20 protein-coding genes are annotated in these 18,044 nt (G+C 73.7%); 14 read left to right on the top strand and 6 right to left on the bottom strand.

Annotation, left to right across the window (positions count from 1 at the left end):
• The first annotated feature begins 131 nt into the window (after positions 1–131).
• Entirely contained in the window at positions 132–992 is an 861-nt protein-coding gene (locus tag ACGF3H_RS23665) for a helix-turn-helix transcriptional regulator (protein WP_362487618.1), read from the top strand.
• 9 nt (positions 993–1,001) lie between these two features.
• A complete protein-coding gene (locus ACGF3H_RS23660; RefSeq protein WP_362487620.1) occupies positions 1,002–1,241 on the top strand; it encodes a DUF397 domain-containing protein in 240 nt (79 codons plus the stop codon).
• Positions 1,242–1,283: 42 nt separating this feature from the next.
• On the opposite strand, the gene ACGF3H_RS23655 is transcribed toward ACGF3H_RS23660, so the two are convergent.
• Positions 1,284–2,411 (bottom strand): 8-amino-7-oxononanoate synthase, encoded by a 1,128-nt coding sequence (locus tag ACGF3H_RS23655; RefSeq protein ID WP_362487622.1) that lies wholly within the window; start codon positions 2,409–2,411, stop codon positions 1,284–1,286.
• A gap of 150 nt (positions 2,412–2,561) precedes the next feature.
• On the opposite strand from ACGF3H_RS23655, the gene bioB reads away from it, so the two are divergent.
• From bioB to ACGF3H_RS23635, 4 genes are all read left to right on the top strand, one after another.
• Positions 2,562–3,770 (top strand): biotin synthase BioB, encoded by a 1,209-nt coding sequence (gene bioB / locus ACGF3H_RS23650; RefSeq protein ID WP_362487624.1) that lies wholly within the window; start codon positions 2,562–2,564, stop codon positions 3,768–3,770.
• Complete coding sequence (locus ACGF3H_RS23645; protein WP_362487626.1) at positions 3,763–5,049, top strand: adenosylmethionine--8-amino-7-oxononanoate transaminase; 1,287 nt, start codon at positions 3,763–3,765, stop codon at positions 5,047–5,049. The genes bioB and ACGF3H_RS23645 overlap by 8 nt, the downstream gene beginning before the upstream one ends.
• A 1-nt stretch (position 5,050) precedes the next feature.
• Positions 5,051–5,767, top strand: coding sequence for a dethiobiotin synthase (bioD, locus tag ACGF3H_RS23640; protein WP_362487628.1), 717 nt, complete (start codon positions 5,051–5,053; stop codon positions 5,765–5,767).
• A gap of 543 nt (positions 5,768–6,310) precedes the next feature.
• The gene (locus ACGF3H_RS23635) at positions 6,311–7,000 is read left to right on the top strand and encodes a class I SAM-dependent methyltransferase (protein ID WP_362487630.1); all 690 of its coding nucleotides are present in this window, start codon (positions 6,311–6,313) and stop codon (positions 6,998–7,000) included.
• Between the two features lie 69 nt (positions 7,001–7,069).
• Here ACGF3H_RS23635 and ACGF3H_RS23630 read toward each other — a convergent pair whose 3' ends face one another.
• Positions 7,070–7,444: a fic family toxin-antitoxin system, toxin component gene (locus ACGF3H_RS23630; protein WP_362487633.1), complete on the bottom strand. Its 375-nt coding sequence runs from the start codon at positions 7,442–7,444 to the stop codon at positions 7,070–7,072.
• A gap of 4 nt (positions 7,445–7,448) precedes the next feature.
• Positions 7,449–7,676, bottom strand: coding sequence for a toxin-antitoxin system HicB family antitoxin (locus ACGF3H_RS23625; RefSeq protein ID WP_362487635.1), 228 nt, complete (start codon positions 7,674–7,676; stop codon positions 7,449–7,451).
• 141 nt (positions 7,677–7,817) lie between these two features.
• Between ACGF3H_RS23625 and ACGF3H_RS23620 the strand changes: the two genes are divergently transcribed.
• From ACGF3H_RS23620 to mug, 7 genes are all read left to right on the top strand, one after another.
• Positions 7,818–8,708: an LLM class F420-dependent oxidoreductase gene (locus ACGF3H_RS23620; protein ID WP_362487637.1), complete on the top strand. Its 891-nt coding sequence runs from the start codon at positions 7,818–7,820 to the stop codon at positions 8,706–8,708.
• Positions 8,709–8,798: 90 nt separating this feature from the next.
• Complete coding sequence (locus ACGF3H_RS23615; protein WP_362487639.1) at positions 8,799–9,224, top strand: GNAT family N-acetyltransferase; 426 nt, start codon at positions 8,799–8,801, stop codon at positions 9,222–9,224.
• Between the two features lie 94 nt (positions 9,225–9,318).
• Entirely contained in the window at positions 9,319–10,668 is a 1,350-nt protein-coding gene (locus ACGF3H_RS23610; protein WP_362487642.1) for a hemolysin family protein, read from the top strand.
• Positions 10,665–11,687, top strand: a complete 1,023-nt coding sequence (locus tag ACGF3H_RS23605) for a hemolysin family protein (protein ID WP_362487644.1) — start codon at positions 10,665–10,667, stop codon at positions 11,685–11,687. The genes ACGF3H_RS23610 and ACGF3H_RS23605 overlap by 4 nt, the downstream gene beginning before the upstream one ends.
• Before the next feature lie 65 nt (positions 11,688–11,752).
• The gene (locus ACGF3H_RS23600; RefSeq protein ID WP_362487646.1) at positions 11,753–12,532 is read left to right on the top strand and encodes an SGNH/GDSL hydrolase family protein; all 780 of its coding nucleotides are present in this window, start codon (positions 11,753–11,755) and stop codon (positions 12,530–12,532) included.
• 88 nt (positions 12,533–12,620) lie between these two features.
• The gene (gene purB, locus ACGF3H_RS23595) at positions 12,621–14,063 is read left to right on the top strand and encodes an adenylosuccinate lyase (RefSeq protein WP_362487649.1); all 1,443 of its coding nucleotides are present in this window, start codon (positions 12,621–12,623) and stop codon (positions 14,061–14,063) included.
• The gene (gene mug / locus ACGF3H_RS23590; protein ID WP_362487889.1) at positions 14,060–14,611 is read left to right on the top strand and encodes a G/U mismatch-specific DNA glycosylase; all 552 of its coding nucleotides are present in this window, start codon (positions 14,060–14,062) and stop codon (positions 14,609–14,611) included. The genes purB and mug overlap by 4 nt, the downstream gene beginning before the upstream one ends.
• Before the next feature lie 7 nt (positions 14,612–14,618).
• Here the strand turns inward: mug and ACGF3H_RS23585 are convergent, their stop codons facing one another.
• From ACGF3H_RS23585 to ACGF3H_RS23575, 3 genes are read right to left on the bottom strand one after another with little or no spacing between them, the layout of a single operon-like run.
• The gene (locus ACGF3H_RS23585) at positions 14,619–15,059 is read right to left on the bottom strand and encodes a hypothetical protein (RefSeq protein ID WP_362487651.1); all 441 of its coding nucleotides are present in this window, start codon (positions 15,057–15,059) and stop codon (positions 14,619–14,621) included.
• A gap of 56 nt (positions 15,060–15,115) precedes the next feature.
• A complete protein-coding gene (locus ACGF3H_RS23580; RefSeq protein ID WP_362487653.1) occupies positions 15,116–15,841 on the bottom strand; it encodes an ABC transporter permease in 726 nt (241 codons plus the stop codon).
• 2 nt (positions 15,842–15,843) lie between these two features.
• Positions 15,844–16,773, bottom strand: a complete 930-nt coding sequence (locus ACGF3H_RS23575; RefSeq protein WP_362487655.1) for an ABC transporter ATP-binding protein — start codon at positions 16,771–16,773, stop codon at positions 15,844–15,846.
• Positions 16,774–16,880: 107 nt separating this feature from the next.
• On the opposite strand from ACGF3H_RS23575, the gene ACGF3H_RS23570 reads away from it, so the two are divergent.
• A complete protein-coding gene (locus ACGF3H_RS23570) occupies positions 16,881–18,038 on the top strand; it encodes a histidine kinase (RefSeq protein WP_362487657.1) in 1,158 nt (385 codons plus the stop codon).
• Positions 18,039–18,044: the final 6 nt, after the last annotated feature.

Genomic DNA, 18,044 nt, shown 5'->3' with positions numbered 1-18,044 from the left:
GCCAGACTGCCATCACCGCCCGGCGAAGGGCGGCGATCCACCAAGATATGCATATATCTGTCGCTCGAAGCGGTGAACTCTGCGACGGCAGAGCGTATTCGGGCGGCTCGTCGGCATCGGAGGAGTGGCCCATGCAGCACGGTCCGGTGGTGCGCCGCCGAAAGCTGGGCGCGGAACTGCGCGCCCTGCGCACGTCGGCGGGGATCACCAGCGGCGAGGCGGCCCGGCTGGTGGGCTGGCACCAGTCGAAGGTCAGCCGGATCGAGACCGGGACCAGCGGGGCGAAACCGGCCGACGTGCGGTTACTGCTGGACGCCTACGGTGTGGACGACCGCGAACTGCGGGAGCTGCTGGTGGTGCTGGCGGGTTCCGAGGACGCGGGCGGCCGGCACCACTGGTGGCACGCCTATCGCGGGGTGCTGCCGCCGACGTACCGGGACTTCATCAGTCTGGAGTCGCAGGCGAGCGCGATGCGGACGCTGGAGACGACCGTCGTTCCCGGGCTGTTGCAGACGCCTGAGTACGCCCGCGCGGTCACGCGGGCGGCGGTGGACGGGCTGTCGGACGAGCGGCTGGACACGCTGGTGGAGGTCCGCCTGGCCCGGCAGGACGTGCTGCGGGCCGACCCGCCACTGGAGCTGAACGCGGTCCTCGACGAAGCGGTGCTGCGCCGGGAGGTGGGCGGGCCCGGGGTCATGGCCCGGCAGCTGACCCGGCTGGTGGAGGCCGCGCGGCTGCCCAATGTCCGGCTCCAGGTGCTTCCGTTCACCGCCGGGGCGCACATCGGTGTCACCGGCCCTTTCGTAATCTTCTCATTTCCGAGCACTTCTGATCTCGACGTGGTTGTTCTCGACCACTTGACGAGTAGCCTCCATCTCGAACGGAAAGAAGACCTGGAGGCCTACACCGAGGCCTTCGACGCTCTCCTGCTCCATGCCCTTTCGCCCGCGGACTCGTTGGACTACATCGCCGCGACAGCGGCCGGCGCGTAAGGAGGCACCATGTCCGCATGTCCCCGGAACATCCCCGCGAGTACCGAACTGCACGATGTGCGATGGCTGCGCAGCAGTTACAGCACAGGAGCCAACAACTGCGTGGAGACCGCACGGCCGGCGGCCGGCCCCTGGGCCGGGCTCCTCGCCGTGCGCGACTCCAAGGCCCCGGCCGGGCCCGCGCTGCTCTTCTCCCCCGGGAGCTGGGCGTCGTTCACGGCCGCGGTCCGCGTCGGCAGGACCGGCTGATCCGACCGGGTGACGCGCGACGCACGGCCGTGCCACGCCGACTCATGGCCGCGTTTCGCCGATCACCCGTACCGCACGTTCGATCTGTTCCCCGGAGAGGTCCGCGCGAGCGGTCAGCCTGAGCCGTGAGATGCCATCGGGCACCGACGGAGGGCGGAAGCAGCCCACGGACAGGCCGGCCGCACGGCAGTCGGCCGCCCAGCGCACGGCCCCCTCCGGGGAGGGAGCGCGCACCGAGACCACCGCGGCGTCCGGACGCACCGCCTCCAGACCCGCGGCGGTCAGGCGCGCGTGCAGCTCGGCCGCCACCTCGCGCGCCCGCGCCGCCCGCCCGGGCTCACGACGCAGCAGCCGCAGGGCCGCGAGGGCCGCGCCCGTCGCGGCGGGGGCGAGTCCGGTGTCGAAGATGAACGTCCGGGCCGCGTTCACCAGATGGTCGATCACCCGGGCGGGGCCGAGCACGGCACCGCCCTGACTTCCCAGCGACTTGGACAGCGTGACCGTCACGACGACGTCGTCGGCACCCGCGAGCCCCGCCGCGTGCGGGGCGCCCCGGCCGCCGTCGCCGAGGACGCCGAGGCCGTGGGCGTCGTCGACGACCAGCCCGGCGCCGTGCTCCCGGCACGCCTCGGCCAGGGCGGCCAGCGGCGCCGCGTCACCGTCCACCGAGAAGACCGTGTCGGAGACGGCGACGGCGGGCCCGTCGTGCGTCGCCAGCGCCTTTCGCACCGCGTCCGGGTCGGCGTGCGCCACGACGTGGGTCGCCCCCCGGGCCAGCCGGCAGCCGTCGATCAGCGAGGCGTGGTTGCCCGCGTCGGAGACGACGAGGGAGCCGTGCGGCGCCAGCGCGGTCACCGCGGCGAGGTTGGCGGCATAGCCGGAGGAGAGGACGAGCGCGGCCTCGAAGCCGCAGAACGCGGCCAGTTCGCGCTCGAGTTCGGCGTGCAGTTCGGTCGTTCCGGTGACGAGCCGGGAGCCGGTCGCACCGCCGCCCCAGGCCCGCGCGGCCCGCGCCGCGCCCTCGGTGACCTCCTGGTGCCGGGCCAGACCCAGGTAGTCGTTGCTCGCCAGGTCCAGCAGGGGCGAGTCGGCCGGACGGGGCCGAAGTGTCCGTACGAGGCCGGCCCGGCGGCGCGCCCCGGCCTGCTCGTCGATCCAGCCGAACGCCATGGCTTCGCCCTCCGCGGTTTTGTAGGCAGTGGACAGACACTAGCGGCACGACGGGCTGCCCGAGGTGTGGCGATACCCACACGGTGATCTGTCACTGTTGTGCGAAGTCTCCTTGGCCCCGGGCGGCCCCGTAGGACAGGATCGGCTCTCATGGACCTGCTGAACACGCTGGTGGACAAGGGGCTTCGGCGCGAGACGCCGACCCGCGAGGAAGCTCTGGCCGTCCTCGCCACTTCCGACGACGACCTGCTCGACGTGGTGGCCGCGGCCGGCAAGGTGCGCCGTCACTGGTTCGGCCGACGGGTGAAACTCAACTATCTGGTCAACCTCAAGTCGGGCCTGTGTCCCGAGGACTGCTCCTACTGCTCGCAGCGGCTCGGCTCGAAGGCCGAGATCCTCAAGTACACCTGGCTCAAGCCCGGCCAGGCCTCCGAGGCCGCTGCCGCCGGCGTGGCCGGCGGCGCCAAGCGGGTGTGCCTGGTGGCCAGCGGGCGCGGCCCCACCGAGCGGGACGTGGACCGGGTCTCCGAGACCATCAAGGCCATCAAGGAGCAGAACGAGGGCGTCGAGGTCTGCGCCTGCCTGGGGCTGCTCTCGGACGGTCAGGCGGAGCGGCTGCGCGAGGCGGGCGCCGACGCCTACAACCACAACCTCAACACGTCCGAGTCGACGTACGGGGACATCACGACCACGCACACGTACGCCGACCGGGTGGACACGGTCAACAAGGCGCACGCGGCCGGGCTGTCCGCCTGCTCGGGGCTGATCGCGGGCATGGGCGAGAGCGACGAGGACCTGGTCGACGTGGTCTTCTCGCTGCGCGAGCTGGACCCCGACTCGGTGCCGGTCAACTTCCTGATCCCGTTCGAGGGCACGCCGCTGGCGAAGGAGTGGAACCTCACCCCGCAGCGGTGCCTGCGCATCCTGGCGATGACGCGGTTCGTCTGCCCGGACGTCGAGGTGCGCATCGCCGGCGGACGCGAGGTGCACTTGCGCACCATGCAGCCGCTCGCCCTGCACCTGGCCAACTCGATCTTCCTCGGTGACTACCTCACCAGCGAGGGCCAGGCGGGCAAGGCCGACCTGGAGATGATCGCGGACGCCGGCTTCGAGGTGGAGGGCACCGGCGAGGTGACCCTGCCCGAGCACCGCGCGGCGGGCCGGGGCGGCTGCGGGTCGCACGCGGAGGCGGGGCCCTGCGGGTCGCACGAGGACGGCGGCGTCTGCGGTTCCGCCCCGGCCGGTGGCGGGTGCGGTTCCGCGCCGGCCGCGGAGGCACCGGCGGCGGGCGAGGCGCGTACGGACCTGGTCGCCGTGCGCCGTCGCGGTGCCGGAACCGACCTCGCGCCCAATGCCTGAGCCCGCGCTGACCGTGGACGAACTGCTGGCCCTCGACCGGCGGCACGTCTGGCACCCGTACGGCCCCATGCCCGGCCGGCAGGACCCGCTCGTCGTGGAGTCGGCGAGCGGGGTGCGGCTGCGGCCGGCCGACGGCTCGGGTGAGCTGGTCGACGGGATGTCGTCCTGGTGGTCGGCGATCCACGGCTACAACCACCCGGTGCTGAACGAGGCCGCGCGCGAGCAGCTGGACCGGATGAGTCACGTCATGTTCGGCGGGCTCACCCACGAGCCCGCCGTGCGGCTGGCGAAGCTCCTTGTCGACATGTCGCCGGAAGGGCTGGAGCATGTGTTCCTCGCCGACTCCGGCTCGGTGGCGGTCGAGGTGGCGGTCAAGATGTGCCTCCAGTACTGGCGTTCGCTGGGCCGCCCCGCCAAGCGGCGGCTGCTGACCTGGCGCGGGGGCTACCACGGCGACACCTGGCAGCCCATGTCGGTGTGCGACCCCGAGGGCGGGATGCACGAGCTGTGGAGCGGGGTGCTGCCGCGTCAGGTGTTCGCGGACGCCCCGCCCGCCGAGTACGAGGAGTCGTACGCGGACCATCTGCGCGCGACGGTCGAGCAACACGCCGGCGAACTGGCCGCGGTGATCGTGGAGCCGGTGGTGCAGGGCGCGGGCGGGATGCGGTTCCACTCCCCCGCCTACCTGCGGGTGCTGCGCGAGGTGTGCGACGCGCACGACGTGCTGCTGGTGTTCGACGAGATCGCCACCGGCTTCGGGCGGACGGGCGCGCTGTTCGCGGCGGAGCACGCGGCGGTGACGCCGGACGTGATGTGCGTGGGCAAGGCTCTGACCGGCGGTTACCTGACGATGGCGGCGACGCTGTGCACCTCCCGGGTGGCGGACGGCATCTCACGGGGCGACGTGCCGGTGCTCGCGCACGGGCCGACGTTCATGGGCAATCCGCTCGCCGCGGCGGTGGCGTGCGCGTCGATCGGGCTGCTGCTCGGCCAGGACTGGCGCGCGGAGGTCAAGCGCATCGAGACGGGCCTCACCGAGGGACTCGCGCCGGCCGCCGGCCTGCCGGGCGTGCGGGACGTGCGCGTGCTCGGCGCGATCGGCGTGGTGCAGCTCGACCACGCCGTCGACATGCGGGCGGCGACCGAGGCGGCCGTGCGCGAGGGCGTGTGGCTGCGGCCGTTCCGCGACCTGATCTACACGATGCCGCCGTACGTCACGGGCGACGCGGACGTGGCACGCATCGCGCGCGCGGTGTGCGCGGCGGCACGGGAGGGATGACATGGCGGTACTGGTGATCACGGGGACGGGCACGGAGGTCGGCAAGACGGTCGCGACTGCCGCCGTGGCCGCGGCGGCGCTGGCGGCCGGCCGGTCCGTCGCCGTGCTGAAGGCCGCCCAGACGGGCGTACGGCCGGACGAGCCGGGGGACGCCCAGGAGGTCGCGCGCCTCGCGGGTGCCGTGACCGCGGCCGAGGTCGCCCGCTATCCCGAGCCGTTGGCGCCGGGCACGGCCGCACGGCGGGCCGGGCGGGCGCCGGTGCGTCCCGGGGAGGTGGCGGAGGCCGCGGCCAAGCTGGCGACCGAGCACGACGTGGTGCTGGTCGAGGGGGCGGGCGGACTGCTCGTCCGGTTCGACGAGGCGGGCGGCACCCTGGCGGACGTCGCGGCGCTGCTGGGCGCGCCGGTGCTCGTGGTGGCGTCGGCAGGGCTCGGCACGTTGAACACCACCGAGCTGACGGCTCGTGAACTCGCGTCACGGGGACTCGAGTTGCCGGGTGTGGTGATCGGCAGCTGGCCCGCGGACCCGGACCTCGCCTCGCGCTGCAACCTCGCGGATCTGCCGGACGTGTCCGGGGCACCACTGCTGGGCGCGCTCCCCGCCGGCGCGGGCTCGCTCGCACCGGCGGCCTTCCGGTCGGCGGCCCCGCAGTGGCTGGCCCCCCGCCTGGAGGGCACCTGGGACGCGGACGCGTTCCGCCTCCGGGAGGCCCCCTGACCGCCGGACACCACGAGGGGTCGCGGGGAACACCCTGACGGACCCGCGTCCGCACGGCGTGCCCCTGGTCGGACCGGGGGCACGCAGGTGCCGCGGGCCGAGGGGCAGGCGGGCGCCGAGGGACGCGCGCCTGCCGGTCGCGCCGACGGCGGGGGCGGTCGGGACACACGCAGGCCGGTCACGCGGACGGGTGGGAGCGGTCGGGACGCACAGGCCGGTCACCGGGACGGGGCGGGAGCGGTCAGGCCCCACACACCGGTCACGCGGACGGGGCGGGAGCGGTCGGGACGCACAGGTCGGTCACCGGGACGGGGCGAGAGCGGTCAGGCCCCACACACCGGTCACGCGGACGGGGCGGGAGCGGTCAGGACACACCTGCCGGTCACGTGGGCGGTGAGGGCCGTCGGGGCGCACGCAGGCCGGTCACGCGGGCGGTGGGGGCGGGTGTGACGGCAGTTGTCGTGTCGGCACGTCGGTGGACGGGTGCGCGGTGCTCGGGCGGGGGACAATCGCGGTAAGGCTCCGCCTCGTGAGGGAGGTCCCATGCCGCTGCGATCCGCCCGTTCCCGCCCCGTGCCCCCGGACGCCGTGCACCACCCGCTCTTCGCCCGCTATTACGCCCGGGTCAGCGTGAGCGCCGAGAGCCGGATGGGGGTGGCGCGGGTGCGCGAGCGGCTGCTCGCCGGACTGTCCGGACGGGTGATCGAGGTCGGCGCGGGCAACGGCCTGAACTTCGCGCACTATCCGGGCGCCGTCTCGGAGGTCGTCGCGATCGAGCCGGAGCGTTCCCTGCGGCAGCTGGCCGTGGACGCGGCGCTGCGCGCGCAGGTGCCGGTCGACGTGGCGCCGGGTGCGGCGGAGGCACTGCCGGTCAAGAGCGAGGCCTTCGACGCGGCGGTCGTGTCCCTGGTGCTGTGCAGTGTCCGGGACGTGCCGCGGGCGCTCGGGGAGTTGCGGCGGGTGCTGCGACCGGGCGGCGAGCTGCGGTTCTTCGAGCACGGGCGGGGCGGTGGACGGATGATGAGGTTCACCCAGCGCGCACTGGACCGGACGGTGTGGCCGTCGCTGGCCGGCGGCTGCCACGTGTCCCGCGACCCGGTCGCCGCGCTGCGGGACGCCGGGTTCACGCTGGGCCCGTACCGGCGGATGCTGCTGCCGGAGAACGGGCCGGCGCTGCCGATGTCGTACTGCGTCCTCGGCACGGCCTGGCGACCGCCCGGGGACGACTCCTAGGGTCTGTCCGGCGCCGCCCCCGCGGCACGATCCGCCGGACAACCCCTGCGCGGGCGCGGGGTGCGGGCGTCACACGCTCCACTGGCGCAGTTCGTGCGCGATGTCGTCGACCGACGCCCCGCCCCCCTTGACCAGCAGGGCGAGATCCCGCACCTGCTCGGGCGTGGTGGCGACCTTGACGCCGCTGGCGACCAGGTAGGCGTAGGCGACCGCGGAGGCGAACAGGGCGTTGGAGCGCTCCAGCGCGGGGACGTGGATCAGGAGCTGGAGCAGCGCCGCGGCGCGGGCGTACGGGCCGTCGTAGACGGGGACGTCGAGTATCTCCGCGCGGTGGCGGGCGACGGCGGCGACGAGGGCACCCCAGTCGGTGACCTGGGGGTCCCCCGGGGTGCGCTGTTCGGCGAGCATCAGCAGCCAGGCGAGGTCGATGGTGAGATCGTTCAACGGCTCAGCGGCGGCGCTCGCCGACCTCCTCCGCGAAGACCTTCTCGTACTGCTGCATGAAGTCGGCGGCCGCCTCCACGAAGGTGCGGCCGGCCTCGCCGGTGTCCTGCCGGACCAGTTCCTCGATGTAGCGGTTGACGCTCATCCCCCGGGCCATGGCCCGTTCCCGGGCGGCCCTGGCGGTGCCCTCGTCCACCCGCACGTTCAGCTGGGCCTTCTGGGTCTTCCGCATACCCCGACGCTAGCGCCGGAACGCTAGCAGCGGCAAGGGCCGTCTCCGGCGGAACCGGTGCCGCGGGAGGATTCCGGGCGCGGCGGGATCCCCCTAGGCTGGCGCCGGCGCATGCCGACGCAGACCACCGAGGAGGCCGTCTTGTCCACTCGCCCGTTCCGTTTCGGTGTCAGTCTGACGGTTCCCGCCCCGGGTGCGGAGTGGAGTGCGAAGTGCCGGCGGGCCGAGGAGCTGGGCTACGACGTGATCCTGGTGCCGGACCACCTCGGCGCGGTGGCCCCGTTCCCGGCGCTGGTCGCGGCGGCGCGGGCCACCGAGCGGCCCCGGGTGGGCACGTTCGTGCTCAACACCGGCTTCTGGAACCCGGCGCTGCTGGCCCGGGAGGTGGCGACCACGGACGCCCTGACGGGCGGGCGCCTGGAGCTGGGGCTCGGCACCGGCTACGTACGGGCGGAGCACGATGCGGCGGGGCTGCCCTTCGGCTCGCCCGGCGAACGCGTGGATCACCTGCGGCGCACGGTGGAGGAACTGGAGCGGCTGCTCGGCGACGAGGAGTACCGGCCGCGGCCGGTGCAGCGGCCCGGGGTGCCGCTGCTGATCGGCGCCAACGGGGACCGGATGCTGGAACTGACCGCGCGGCACGCGGACATCGCCGCGTTCACGGGCGGCCGTACGGTGTCGGGGACGACGGGGCGGCTCGCGCCCGTCACCGCGGAGGAACTCGACGAACGCGTGGCGCGGTACCGCGACCTGGCGGCGGGCCGCAAGGAGCCGGCGGAACTGAACCTGCTCATCCAGCTGGTGGCCGTCACCGAGGACCGCGAGGCGGCCGTGCGCCCCCTCCTCGAACGCGTTCCGCACCTGACCGCCGGCCAGGCGCTGGACCTTCCCCTCTTCCTGATGGGCACCCTCGAGGAGATCACCGCCCAGGTGCGCGCGCAGCGCGAGCGGTACGGCTTCACGTACCTGACCGTCCTGGAGCCGTTCATGGAGGCCTTCGCACCGGTGATGCGGGCCCTGCGCGACGCCTGACGGTCCGCGTGCCGTCCGGGTGCAGTCCGGGTGCCGTCCACATGCCGGAATTCATGTCCGGGGTTCCGCGGCGCGTGCTGGGATCACCGCATGAACGATCTTCGTATACGGGCCGCCGGGACCGAGGACCTGGATGCCATTCTGGCCTTCTGGAAGGCGGCCGCTGAGGGCACGAGCATCAGCGACGACCGGGACGGCGTGGAACGCCTGGTCGCCCGCGACCCCGACGCACTGATCCTCGCCGAGCACGGCGGCGCCCTGGTGGGCACGGTGATCGCCGGCTTCGACGGCTGGCGGTGCCACCTGTACCGGCTGGCGGTGCACCCCGGCCACCGGCGCCGGGGAATCGGCTCGGCCCTGCTGGACGCCGCTGCGGAGCGGTTCGTCCGCCTCGGCGGCCGGCGCGCGGACGCGATGGTGCTGGTGCGCAACGAACAGGCGCAGCATGCGTGGCGGGCCGCCGGGTACGCGCCCGAGGAGCAGTGGCGACGCTGGGTCAGGCCCCTCACCGACTGAAAGGCAGTGAGCACCGGCGCATGAGCGAGTGTCCCGGCGCACGACATCGCGCGAACCTCCACGTCCTGTCCGATCATGGAGCCGAGGTGACCCGATGACCGAAGTGCTCCTGCTGCTGGTGGCGGTCCTGCTCTCGCTCGCGTGCGGCGCCTTCGTCGCGGCCGAGTTCTCGCTGACCACCGTCGAGCGCGGCGAACTGGAGCGCGCCGCCGCGCGCGGCGAGCGGGGCGCGGCGAGCGCGTTGAAGGGCGTGCGGAACCTGACGTTCCAGCTGTCCGGGGCTCAGCTGGGCATCACGGTCACCAACCTGGTGGTCGGCATGCTCGCCGAGCCGTCGGTCGCGGCGCTCATCGCCGGCCCGCTGGAGGACGCCGGGATGTCCCGTTCGGCGGCCTCCTCGCTGGCGCTGGTGCTGGGCACCGCCCTGTCCACGGTCTTCCTGATGATCGTCGGCGAGCTGGTGCCGAAGAACTGGGCGATCTCCTCGCCGCTGGCCGTCGCCAAGCGGGTGGGCGGTCCGCAGCGCTGGTTCAGCACGGCCTTCCGGCCCTTCATCACCCATCTGAACAATTCGGCCAACCGCGTCGTGCGCCGCCTCGGCGTGGAGCCCGCGGAGGAGCTCGCGTCCGCGCGCGGGCCGCAGGAGCTGGCGGCGCTCGCCCGGCACTCCGCCAAGGAGGGCGCCCTGGAGCCCGACACCGCCGAACTCTTCGTGCGGACCCTGAACCTCGCCGACCTGACGGCGGAGAACGTGATGACACCGCGCGTCCAGGTCATCGCCCTGGACTGGCGGGCGACCTGCGAGGACGTGGCGAACGCGACGCGAGCGACGGGCCTGTCCCGGTTCCCGGTCTACCGGGAGACCCTCGACGCGGTGGTGGGGACGGCCCACGTGAAGGACGTGCTGGCGGTGCCCGCCGAGCGCCGGCCCCGGGTACCGGTCGCCGAGCTGATGCGCGAGCCGCTGCTCGTCCCGGAGTCCCTGACCGTCGACCGGCTCCTGGACCGGCTGTCCGGGCGGCGCACGATGGCCGTGGTCATCGACGAGTACGGCGGCACGGCGGGGGTGGCCACGCTGGAGGACATCGTCGAGGAGGTCGTCGGCGAGGTGCGCGACGAGCACGACCCGCACGAGATCCCCGAGCTGGACGCGGCCGGCACCGACGAACAGGGCCACGCGCTGTACCGGGCCGACGGCGCGGCGCGGGTGGACCGCCTCGCCCGCCTCGGCCTGCGGGTGCCGGAAGGCCCGTACGAGACGGTCGCCGGGCTGGTCGCGGCCCGGCTGGGCCGCATCCCCGCCGTCGGCGACTCCGTCGACCTCGAGGGGTGGCGGCTGGACGTCGTGGACGCGACGGGGCGCCGGGCGGCCCGGGTGCTGCTGCGCGCTCCGCGCGACGACGGACCAGCCGGCCACGGCGACGACGGGGAGGCCGGACGGTGACCGCCGTACAGCTGCTGATCGGTCTGGCGACGCTCGTCGTCAACGCCTTCTTCGTGGGGGCCGAGTTCGCGCTGATCTCCGTGCGCCGCAGCCAGGTGGAGCAGTACGTCGCGGAAGGGGCGGAGGGCGACCGGCGGGCGAAAAGCGTGCTGTGGGGCCTGGAGCACGTGTCCGCGCTGCTGGCAGCGGCCCAGCTCGGCATCACGCTGTGCACGCTGGTCCTCGGCATCGTCGCGGAACCGGCGATCGCGCATCTGCTGGAGCCGGTCTTCCACGCGGTCGGCGTGCCGTCGGGGGCGGGCCACGCGGTCTCCTTCGTGATCGCCCTGGTCCTGGCGACGTATCTGCACATGCTGCTCGGCGAGATGGTCCCGAAGAACATCGCGCTGGCCGAGCCGGTGCGCAGCGCGCTGCTGCTCGGGCCCCCGCTGGTGGGACTGTCCCGCGCGCTGCGCCCGGTGATCTTCACGGTGAACACGTTCGCGAACGCGCTGCTCAAGCTGCTCAGGGTGGAGGCGAAGAACGAGGTCGCGGCGACCTTCACGGACCGGGAGCTGGCCGAGATCGTCAAGGACGCCAGCGAGGCCGGGCTGATCGACGACCGCGCCCAGGAGCGGCTGCACGACGCCCTGGAGCTGGGCCGCCGGCCGGTGCGTGACGTGGTGCTGCCGCTGGAACGCGTCGTGCACGCGCGCGTGGGCATCACGCCGGAGCAGTTGGAGCGGCTGTCGGCCGAGTCCGGTTTCTCGCGCTTCCCGGTGGTGGACGACGGACGGCGGATCGTCGGCTACCTGCACGTCAAGGACGCCCTGGACGCCTCCCCCCGGAACCAGCCGTTCCGGCTGCGGGACATGCGGCCCATCGCCCGGGTGCGGGAGGCCACGCCGCTGGACGACGTGCTCACGGCGATGCGCCGCAGCCGCACGCATCTGGCGGCGGTCCTGGGCTCGGACGGACGGCTGGCGGGGCTGGTGACCATGGAGGACGTGCTGCGGGAGCTGTTCGGCCGGCGGACCTGACCCCGCCGTCCCGGCGGAGGGCGACCGACCGGCGGGTATGGAGTCGGGTTACCATCTTCGTCGCCATGCAGACGAACCCCACCCACACCAGCCTCGTCGCCGTCGGCGACTCCTTCACCGAGGGCATGTCCGACCTGCTGCCCGACGGTTCCTACCGGGGCTGGGCCGACGTCCTCGCGGCGCGGATGGCCGCCCGTTCCCCCGGTTTCCGGTACGCGAACCTCGCCGTGCGCGGGAAGCTGATCGGTCAGATCGTCGACGAGCAGGTGGACGTCGCGGCCGCCATGGGGGCCGACGTGATCACGCTGGTCGGCGGGCTCAACGACACCCTGCGGCCCAAGTGCGACATGGCCCGGGTGCGGGACCTGCTGACGCAGGCCGTGGAGCGGCTGGCCCCGAACTGCAAGCAGCTGGTGCTGATGCGCAGCCCCGGCCGCCAGGGCCCGGTGCTGGAGCGGTTCCGGCCGCGCATGGAGGCGCTGTTCGCGATCATCGACGACCTGTCCGCGCGGCACGGCGCCGTGGTGGTGGACCTGTACGGGGCGGACTCGCTGACCGACCCGCGCCTGTGGGACGTGGACCGGCTGCACCTGACCGCCGAGGGTCACCGCCGGGTCGCGGAGGCCGTGTGGCAGACGCTCGGCTACGCACCCGAGGACCCGCAGTGGCACGCGCCGATCCCGGCGACGCCGCCGCCCGGCTGGATCATGCGCCGCACCGCGGACGTGCGGTTCGCCCGGCAGCACCTGCTGCCGTGGATAGGCCGCAGGCTGACGGGCCGCTCGTCCGGCGACGGCCTGCCGCCCAAGCGCCCGGAGCTGCTGCCGTACGAGGACGTGACGTGATCCTTTCCCGGCCGGCGCGGCGTTCGTAGCTTCCGACGAACAACCCCGGGGCGCTGGCCTGCACGAATCGCCAGTAGAATCCGTTTACGTGACTTCCGCTCCCGCCAAGCCCCGCATCCCGAACGTCCTCGCCGGACGCTACGCCTCCGCCGAGCTCGCCACGCTCTGGTCTCCCGAGCAGAAGGTGAGGCTCGAGCGCCAGCTCTGGCTCGCCGTGCTGCGTGCCCAGAAGGACCTGGGCATCGACGTGCCCGACGCCGCGATCGCCGACTACGAGCGCGTCCTCGACCAGGTCGACCTGGCCTCCATCGCCGAGCGCGAGAAGGTCACGCGGCACGACGTGAAGGCGCGGATCGAGGAGTTCAACGACCTCGCCGGGCACGAGCACGTGCACAAGGGCATGACCTCCCGCGACCTGACGGAGAACGTCGAGCAGCTGCAGATCCGGCTGTCGCTGGAGCTGATCCGCGACCGTTCGGTGGCCGTTCTGGCCCGCCTCGGCAAGCTGGCCGGCGAGTACGCCGAGCTGGTCATGGCCGGGCGCTCGCACAACGTCGCCGCGCAGGCGACGACGCTGGGCAAGCGGTTCGCCACCGCCGCCGACGAGCTCCTCGTGGCGTACGGCCGGGTGGAGGAGCTGCTCGGCCGCTACCCGCTGCGCGGCGTCAAGGGCCCGGTCGGCACCGCCCAGGACATGCTCGACCTGCTCGGCGGGGACGCCGGCAAGCTCGCGGAGCTGGAGCAGCGGATCGCCGGGCACCTCGGCTTCTCGCAGGCGTTCACCTCGGTCGGCCAGGTCTACCCGCGCTCGCTGGACTACGAGGTCGTCACCGCGCTGGTGCAGCTGGCCGCGGCGCCGTCGTCGCTGGCGAAGACGATCCGGCTGATGGCCGGGCACGAGCTGGTCACCGAGGGCTTCAAGCCCGGCCAGGTCGGCTCATCGGCGATGCCGCACAAGATGAACACCCGCTCCTGCGAGCGCGTCAACGGCCTGATGGTGATCCTGCGCGGCTACGCGTCGATGACCGGCGAGCTGGCGGGCGACCAGTGGAACGAGGGCGACGTGTCCTGCTCGGTGGTGCGCCGGGTGGCCCTTCCCGACGCGTTCTTCGCGCTGGACGGCCTGCTGGAGACGTTCCTGACCGTGCTCGACGAGTTCGGTGCCTTCCCCGCCGTCGTGGCCCGCGAGCTGGACCGCTACCTGCCGTTCCTCGCCACCACTAAGGTGCTGATGGGCGCGGTGCGGGCCGGGGTCGGCCGGGAGGTCGCGCACGAGGCGATCAAGGAGAACGCCGTGGCCTCCGCGCTGGCGATGCGCGAGCAGGGCGCCGAGCGCAACGAGCTGCTCGACAAGCTGGCCGCCGACGAGCGCATCCCGCTGGACCGTGCCGGGCTGGACGCCCTGATGGCCGACAAGCTCTCCTTCACCGGCGCCGCGGCCGGTCAGGTCGGCGTCGTCGTCGGCCGGATCGAGGAGATCGTCAAGCAGCACCCGGCGGCGGCCGGCTACACCCCCGGAGCGATCCTCTGACCCGCTTCACCCGGGCCGAACTGGAGGCCGCCCGCGACCGTCTCGTACCGGACGTCGTCGCGGGCGGCCTCCGCGTGCTCTTCTGCGGCATCAACCCCGGGCTGTTGTCGGCGGCGACGGGCCATCACTTCGCCCGTCCGGGCAACCGGTTCTGGCCGGTGCTGCACCTGTCCGGCTTCACCCCGCGGCAGCTGAAGCCGTCGGAGCAGCGGGAACTGCTGTCGTACGGACTGGGCATCACCAACGTCGTGGCGCGGGCGAGCGCGCGGGCGGACGAGCTGACCGCCGAGGAGTACCGGGAGGGCGGCCGGCTGCTGGCGCTGAAGGTGGCGCGGCTGCGGCCCCGCCGGCTGGCCGTCGTCGGTGTCACCGCCTACCGGGCGGCGTTCGACGACCGCAAGGCCCAGGTGGGCCCGCAGGAGCGCACGATCGGGGGCACGCGGGTGTGGGTGCTGCCCAACCCCAGCGGGCTGAACGCGCACTGGACCGCGCAGACCATGGCGGAGGAGTTCGCGCGGCTGCGGGTCGCCGCCGGGTCCGAGGACTGAGCGGCCCTCAGGGCGGGGCCTGCTCCGTGACCACGGCCAGCAGCTGCACCTCGTCCGCCTCGTCCCGGTCGGCGACGGCCACCGCGATCCAGCGCCCCGTCCCCTCCGCGTCCCACAGGTAGGCGACGCGGGCGCGGGCGCAGAGAGCGGCCCACGGCTCGGGTATCTCCTCATCGGCGGTGCGCAGCAGGACCGTCTGCAGGTTCCACGGGTCCGTCTCCCCCCAGCGCGGAGCCAGGTGCTCGTACAGGGCGTCCCTGTACTTCTCGTACTGCCCGACCGTCGCCGCCCGCTCCGCCCGGTCGCCGCCGCGCAGGCCGTGGCTGCTCTCCAGCGTCACGACGAACCGGCCCGGTCCCCCCGTGCCGTCGCCCGACGGGCCGTGCTCCACCGGGAAGGGCCGGAGGCACAGCTCGTCGATGAGCGCGATGTGCTGCGCGATGTCCATGCGGTCCAGTAAACCGGCCGCCACTGACAATTGGCGGGGCGTCAGCCGTCCGCTGCTCAGGCGTCCCGGTGGCGCAGCCGCCAGGCCCCCGCGAGGACGGCGGCGGCCGCCCACAGCGCGGTCACCGCGAGCCCGGTCCAGGGCCCCAGGGACCCGTCGTGCGCCTGGTGCAGGACGACCTGGCCGGCCTGGTCCGGCAGGAAGTTGGTGGCGCCGCCCGCCGCGTCCCCGATCACGAACGCGACGATCAGGATGAAGGGGATGAGAGTGGACAGGGTGGCCGTGCCGCTGCGGAACAGGGCGGTGAGGCCGGCCGCGAGCAGGGCCATGAGCATCAGGTAGATCCCGCAGCCCACGACGCCGCGCGCCTGCTCGCCGGCCGTGAGTCCGTCCGCCGCCGGTCCGAGGCCCGCCCTGGCCGCGACGAGGGCCGCGCAGGCGGTGAGCAGCCCCACGGCCAGGACCGGGACCGCGACGACCAGGAGCTTCGCCGCGAACCACCGGCCGCGCCGCGGAACCGCGGCCAGGGAGAGCCGGATCGCGTTCCCCTGGTACTCCGACGACACGGCCAGGGCACCGAAGGCGATCGCGGCGATCTGTCCCGGCCAGACCCCGGACAGCGCCGTGAACAGGGGGTCGAAGTCCGGGTCGGACGTGCCGGACGAACCGGCCAGCGCGGAGAACGCGGTGGTGACCGCGAACACGGCCGACAGCGTGCCCCACAGCGAACGCAGGGTGCGGATCTTGAGCGCCTCGGAGCGGAGTACGGGCGTGAAGTGCATGGTCAGGCCTCCTGCGGCTGTGCGGGCTGCGCGGTGAACTCGGTCTCGCCGGCCGTCAGGTCCAGGTACGCCTGCTCCAGGGTGCCCTCGTCCGAGGCCAGTTCGAGGATCGGCACACCCGCCGCGGAGACGGCCCGGCCGATGTCCTCCACGCGCGCGTGGTGCACGGTCCAGTACCCGTCGTCGTGTTCCACGGCGTCGTGACCGTGGTGGGCGAGGACCGACTTCAGGGCGGTGGCGTCCGAGGTGCGGACGCGGACGCGCGGACGCACGCGCGCGTCGATGAACTCCCGCATCGGGGTGTCGGCCAGCAGGCGCCCCCGGCCCAGGACCACCAGATGGTCGGCGAAGGACGCGGTCTCGTTCATCAGGTGACTGGAGACCAGGACCGTGCGACCCTCGGCCGCGAGCCGCCGCAGCAACTCCCGGATCCAGATGATCCCTTCGGGGTCCAGCCCGTTGGACGGCTCGTCCAGCAGCACCACCCCGGGGTCGCCCAGCAGTGCGGCGGCGATGCCCAGCCGCTGGCGCATGCCCAGGGAGTACGTCCTCACCCGGCGGCGGGCCGCCGAGGCGATGCCCGTCTCCTCCATCACCTCGTCGACCCGGCGCACCGGGACGCGGTTGCTCTCCGCCAGGACGCGCAGGTGGTCCCGGGCGGTGCGCGAGCCGTGCGCGGCGTGCGCGTCGAGGAGGGCGCCGACGTGCCGGAGCGGCTCGTGGAGCGTGGCGTAGGGCCGCCCGCCGACGGTCGCGGTCCCGGAGGTCGGCCGGTCCAGGCCGAGCACCAGTCGCATGGTGGTGGACTTCCCGGCGCCGTTGGGGCCGAGGAATCCGGTGACGCGGCCGGGGCGGACGGTGAAGGTGAGGTCGTCGACGGCTCGTCGGGTGCCGTACTCCTTGGTGAGGTTCTGGACGTCGATGCTGGTCATGACAGCAGCGTGACCTGTCGTACGGGTGCGGGCCCTCCCCCGTCGGTGGGCGGCGTCTCCCCCGTGCGGGGGAGCCCGTTGCCGGTGGGCGCTGGCACGATGGCGCCATGGCACGCTTCCTGCGCCCGCTGCTGCGCGCGGCGACGTACACACGCCTGCTGCACCTGTGGGTGCCGGTGGCGGCCTTCAGCGTGTGGATGTGGGTGGAACCGAGGCTGCCGTGGGTGCCGGCGCTCGTGCTGGTCCCGGTCGGTCTGATCCCGGCCGTGCGGGTGGGCGAGGGGGTCCAGGCGCGGTTCATGCTGACGCCGGGGCAGAGGGAGCCGGACTTCTCCGTGCGGCCGGCCACGACCTGGTCCGACCGTCTGCGGACCGTGCTGTGGCTGGAGGCGCGCATCGCCCTGGGGTGCGTGGCCGGCTTCGCCACGGTCTGGCTGCCGATCCTGTCCTACACGGCCGCCGCGTGCGTCGTCGGCCACGCCCCCGAGGACATGCCGGTGGTGGCTGGTACGGAACCGCACTGGGCCTGGGCGCTGTTGGTTCCCGTTCCGCTGCTGCTCCTGTACGCGACGGTGGTCGGCCTCGGTGAGCTGGCCACCTTCCTGGCGCGGCGGCTGCTCGGCCCGTCCGCCGCCGAGCGCCTCGTGGCCCTGGAGGAGCGCACCGAACAGCTCCTGGAGCGCACGCGCATCGCCCGCGAGCTGCACGACTCCATCGGCCACGCCCTGACCGTCGCCGTCGTCCAGGCGGGGGCCGCCCGCACGGCCGGCAGCCCCGAGTTCACCGACCGCGCCCTGACCGCGATCGAGGAGACCGGGCGGGCGGCCCTGGAGGATCTGGAGCGGGTGCTCGGGGTGCTGCGGGAGGCGGAGCGTCCGGTGAGCAGCCGGCCGACGCTGGTGGACGCCGACCGGCTGCTGGAGTCCGCCCGCGTCTCCGGGGCGAAGGTCGACGCCGAGGTGACGGGCCCTCTGGAGACCGTGCCGGGTCCGGTCTCGCGGGAGGGGTACCGCATCCTGCAGGAGGCGCTGACCAATGTGCTGCGGCACGCGGGGGCGGTCCCGGTGCGGGTCCGCGTCCGGGTGGCGGACGGCAGCCTCGGTCTGGAGGTGCGCAATGCGCTGCCGGACGGCAGAGCGGAGGCCGGACGCGGCAGCGGCCTGCGCGGCATCCGCGAGCGAGCCGCGCTGCTGGGCGGGCGGGCGCACACGGGACCCGACGACGCCGGTGACTGGCAGGTCCACGTCGAGCTGCCGCTCGGCTGATCTACG

Origin of the sequence: Streptomyces sp. NPDC048185, assembly GCF_043202495.1 — a bacterium.
GTDB lineage: Bacteria > Actinomycetota > Actinomycetes > Streptomycetales > Streptomycetaceae > Streptomyces.
The sequence above is the reverse complement of the archived record's forward strand: the minus strand, read 5'-3'. Positions and strand labels throughout refer to the sequence as shown.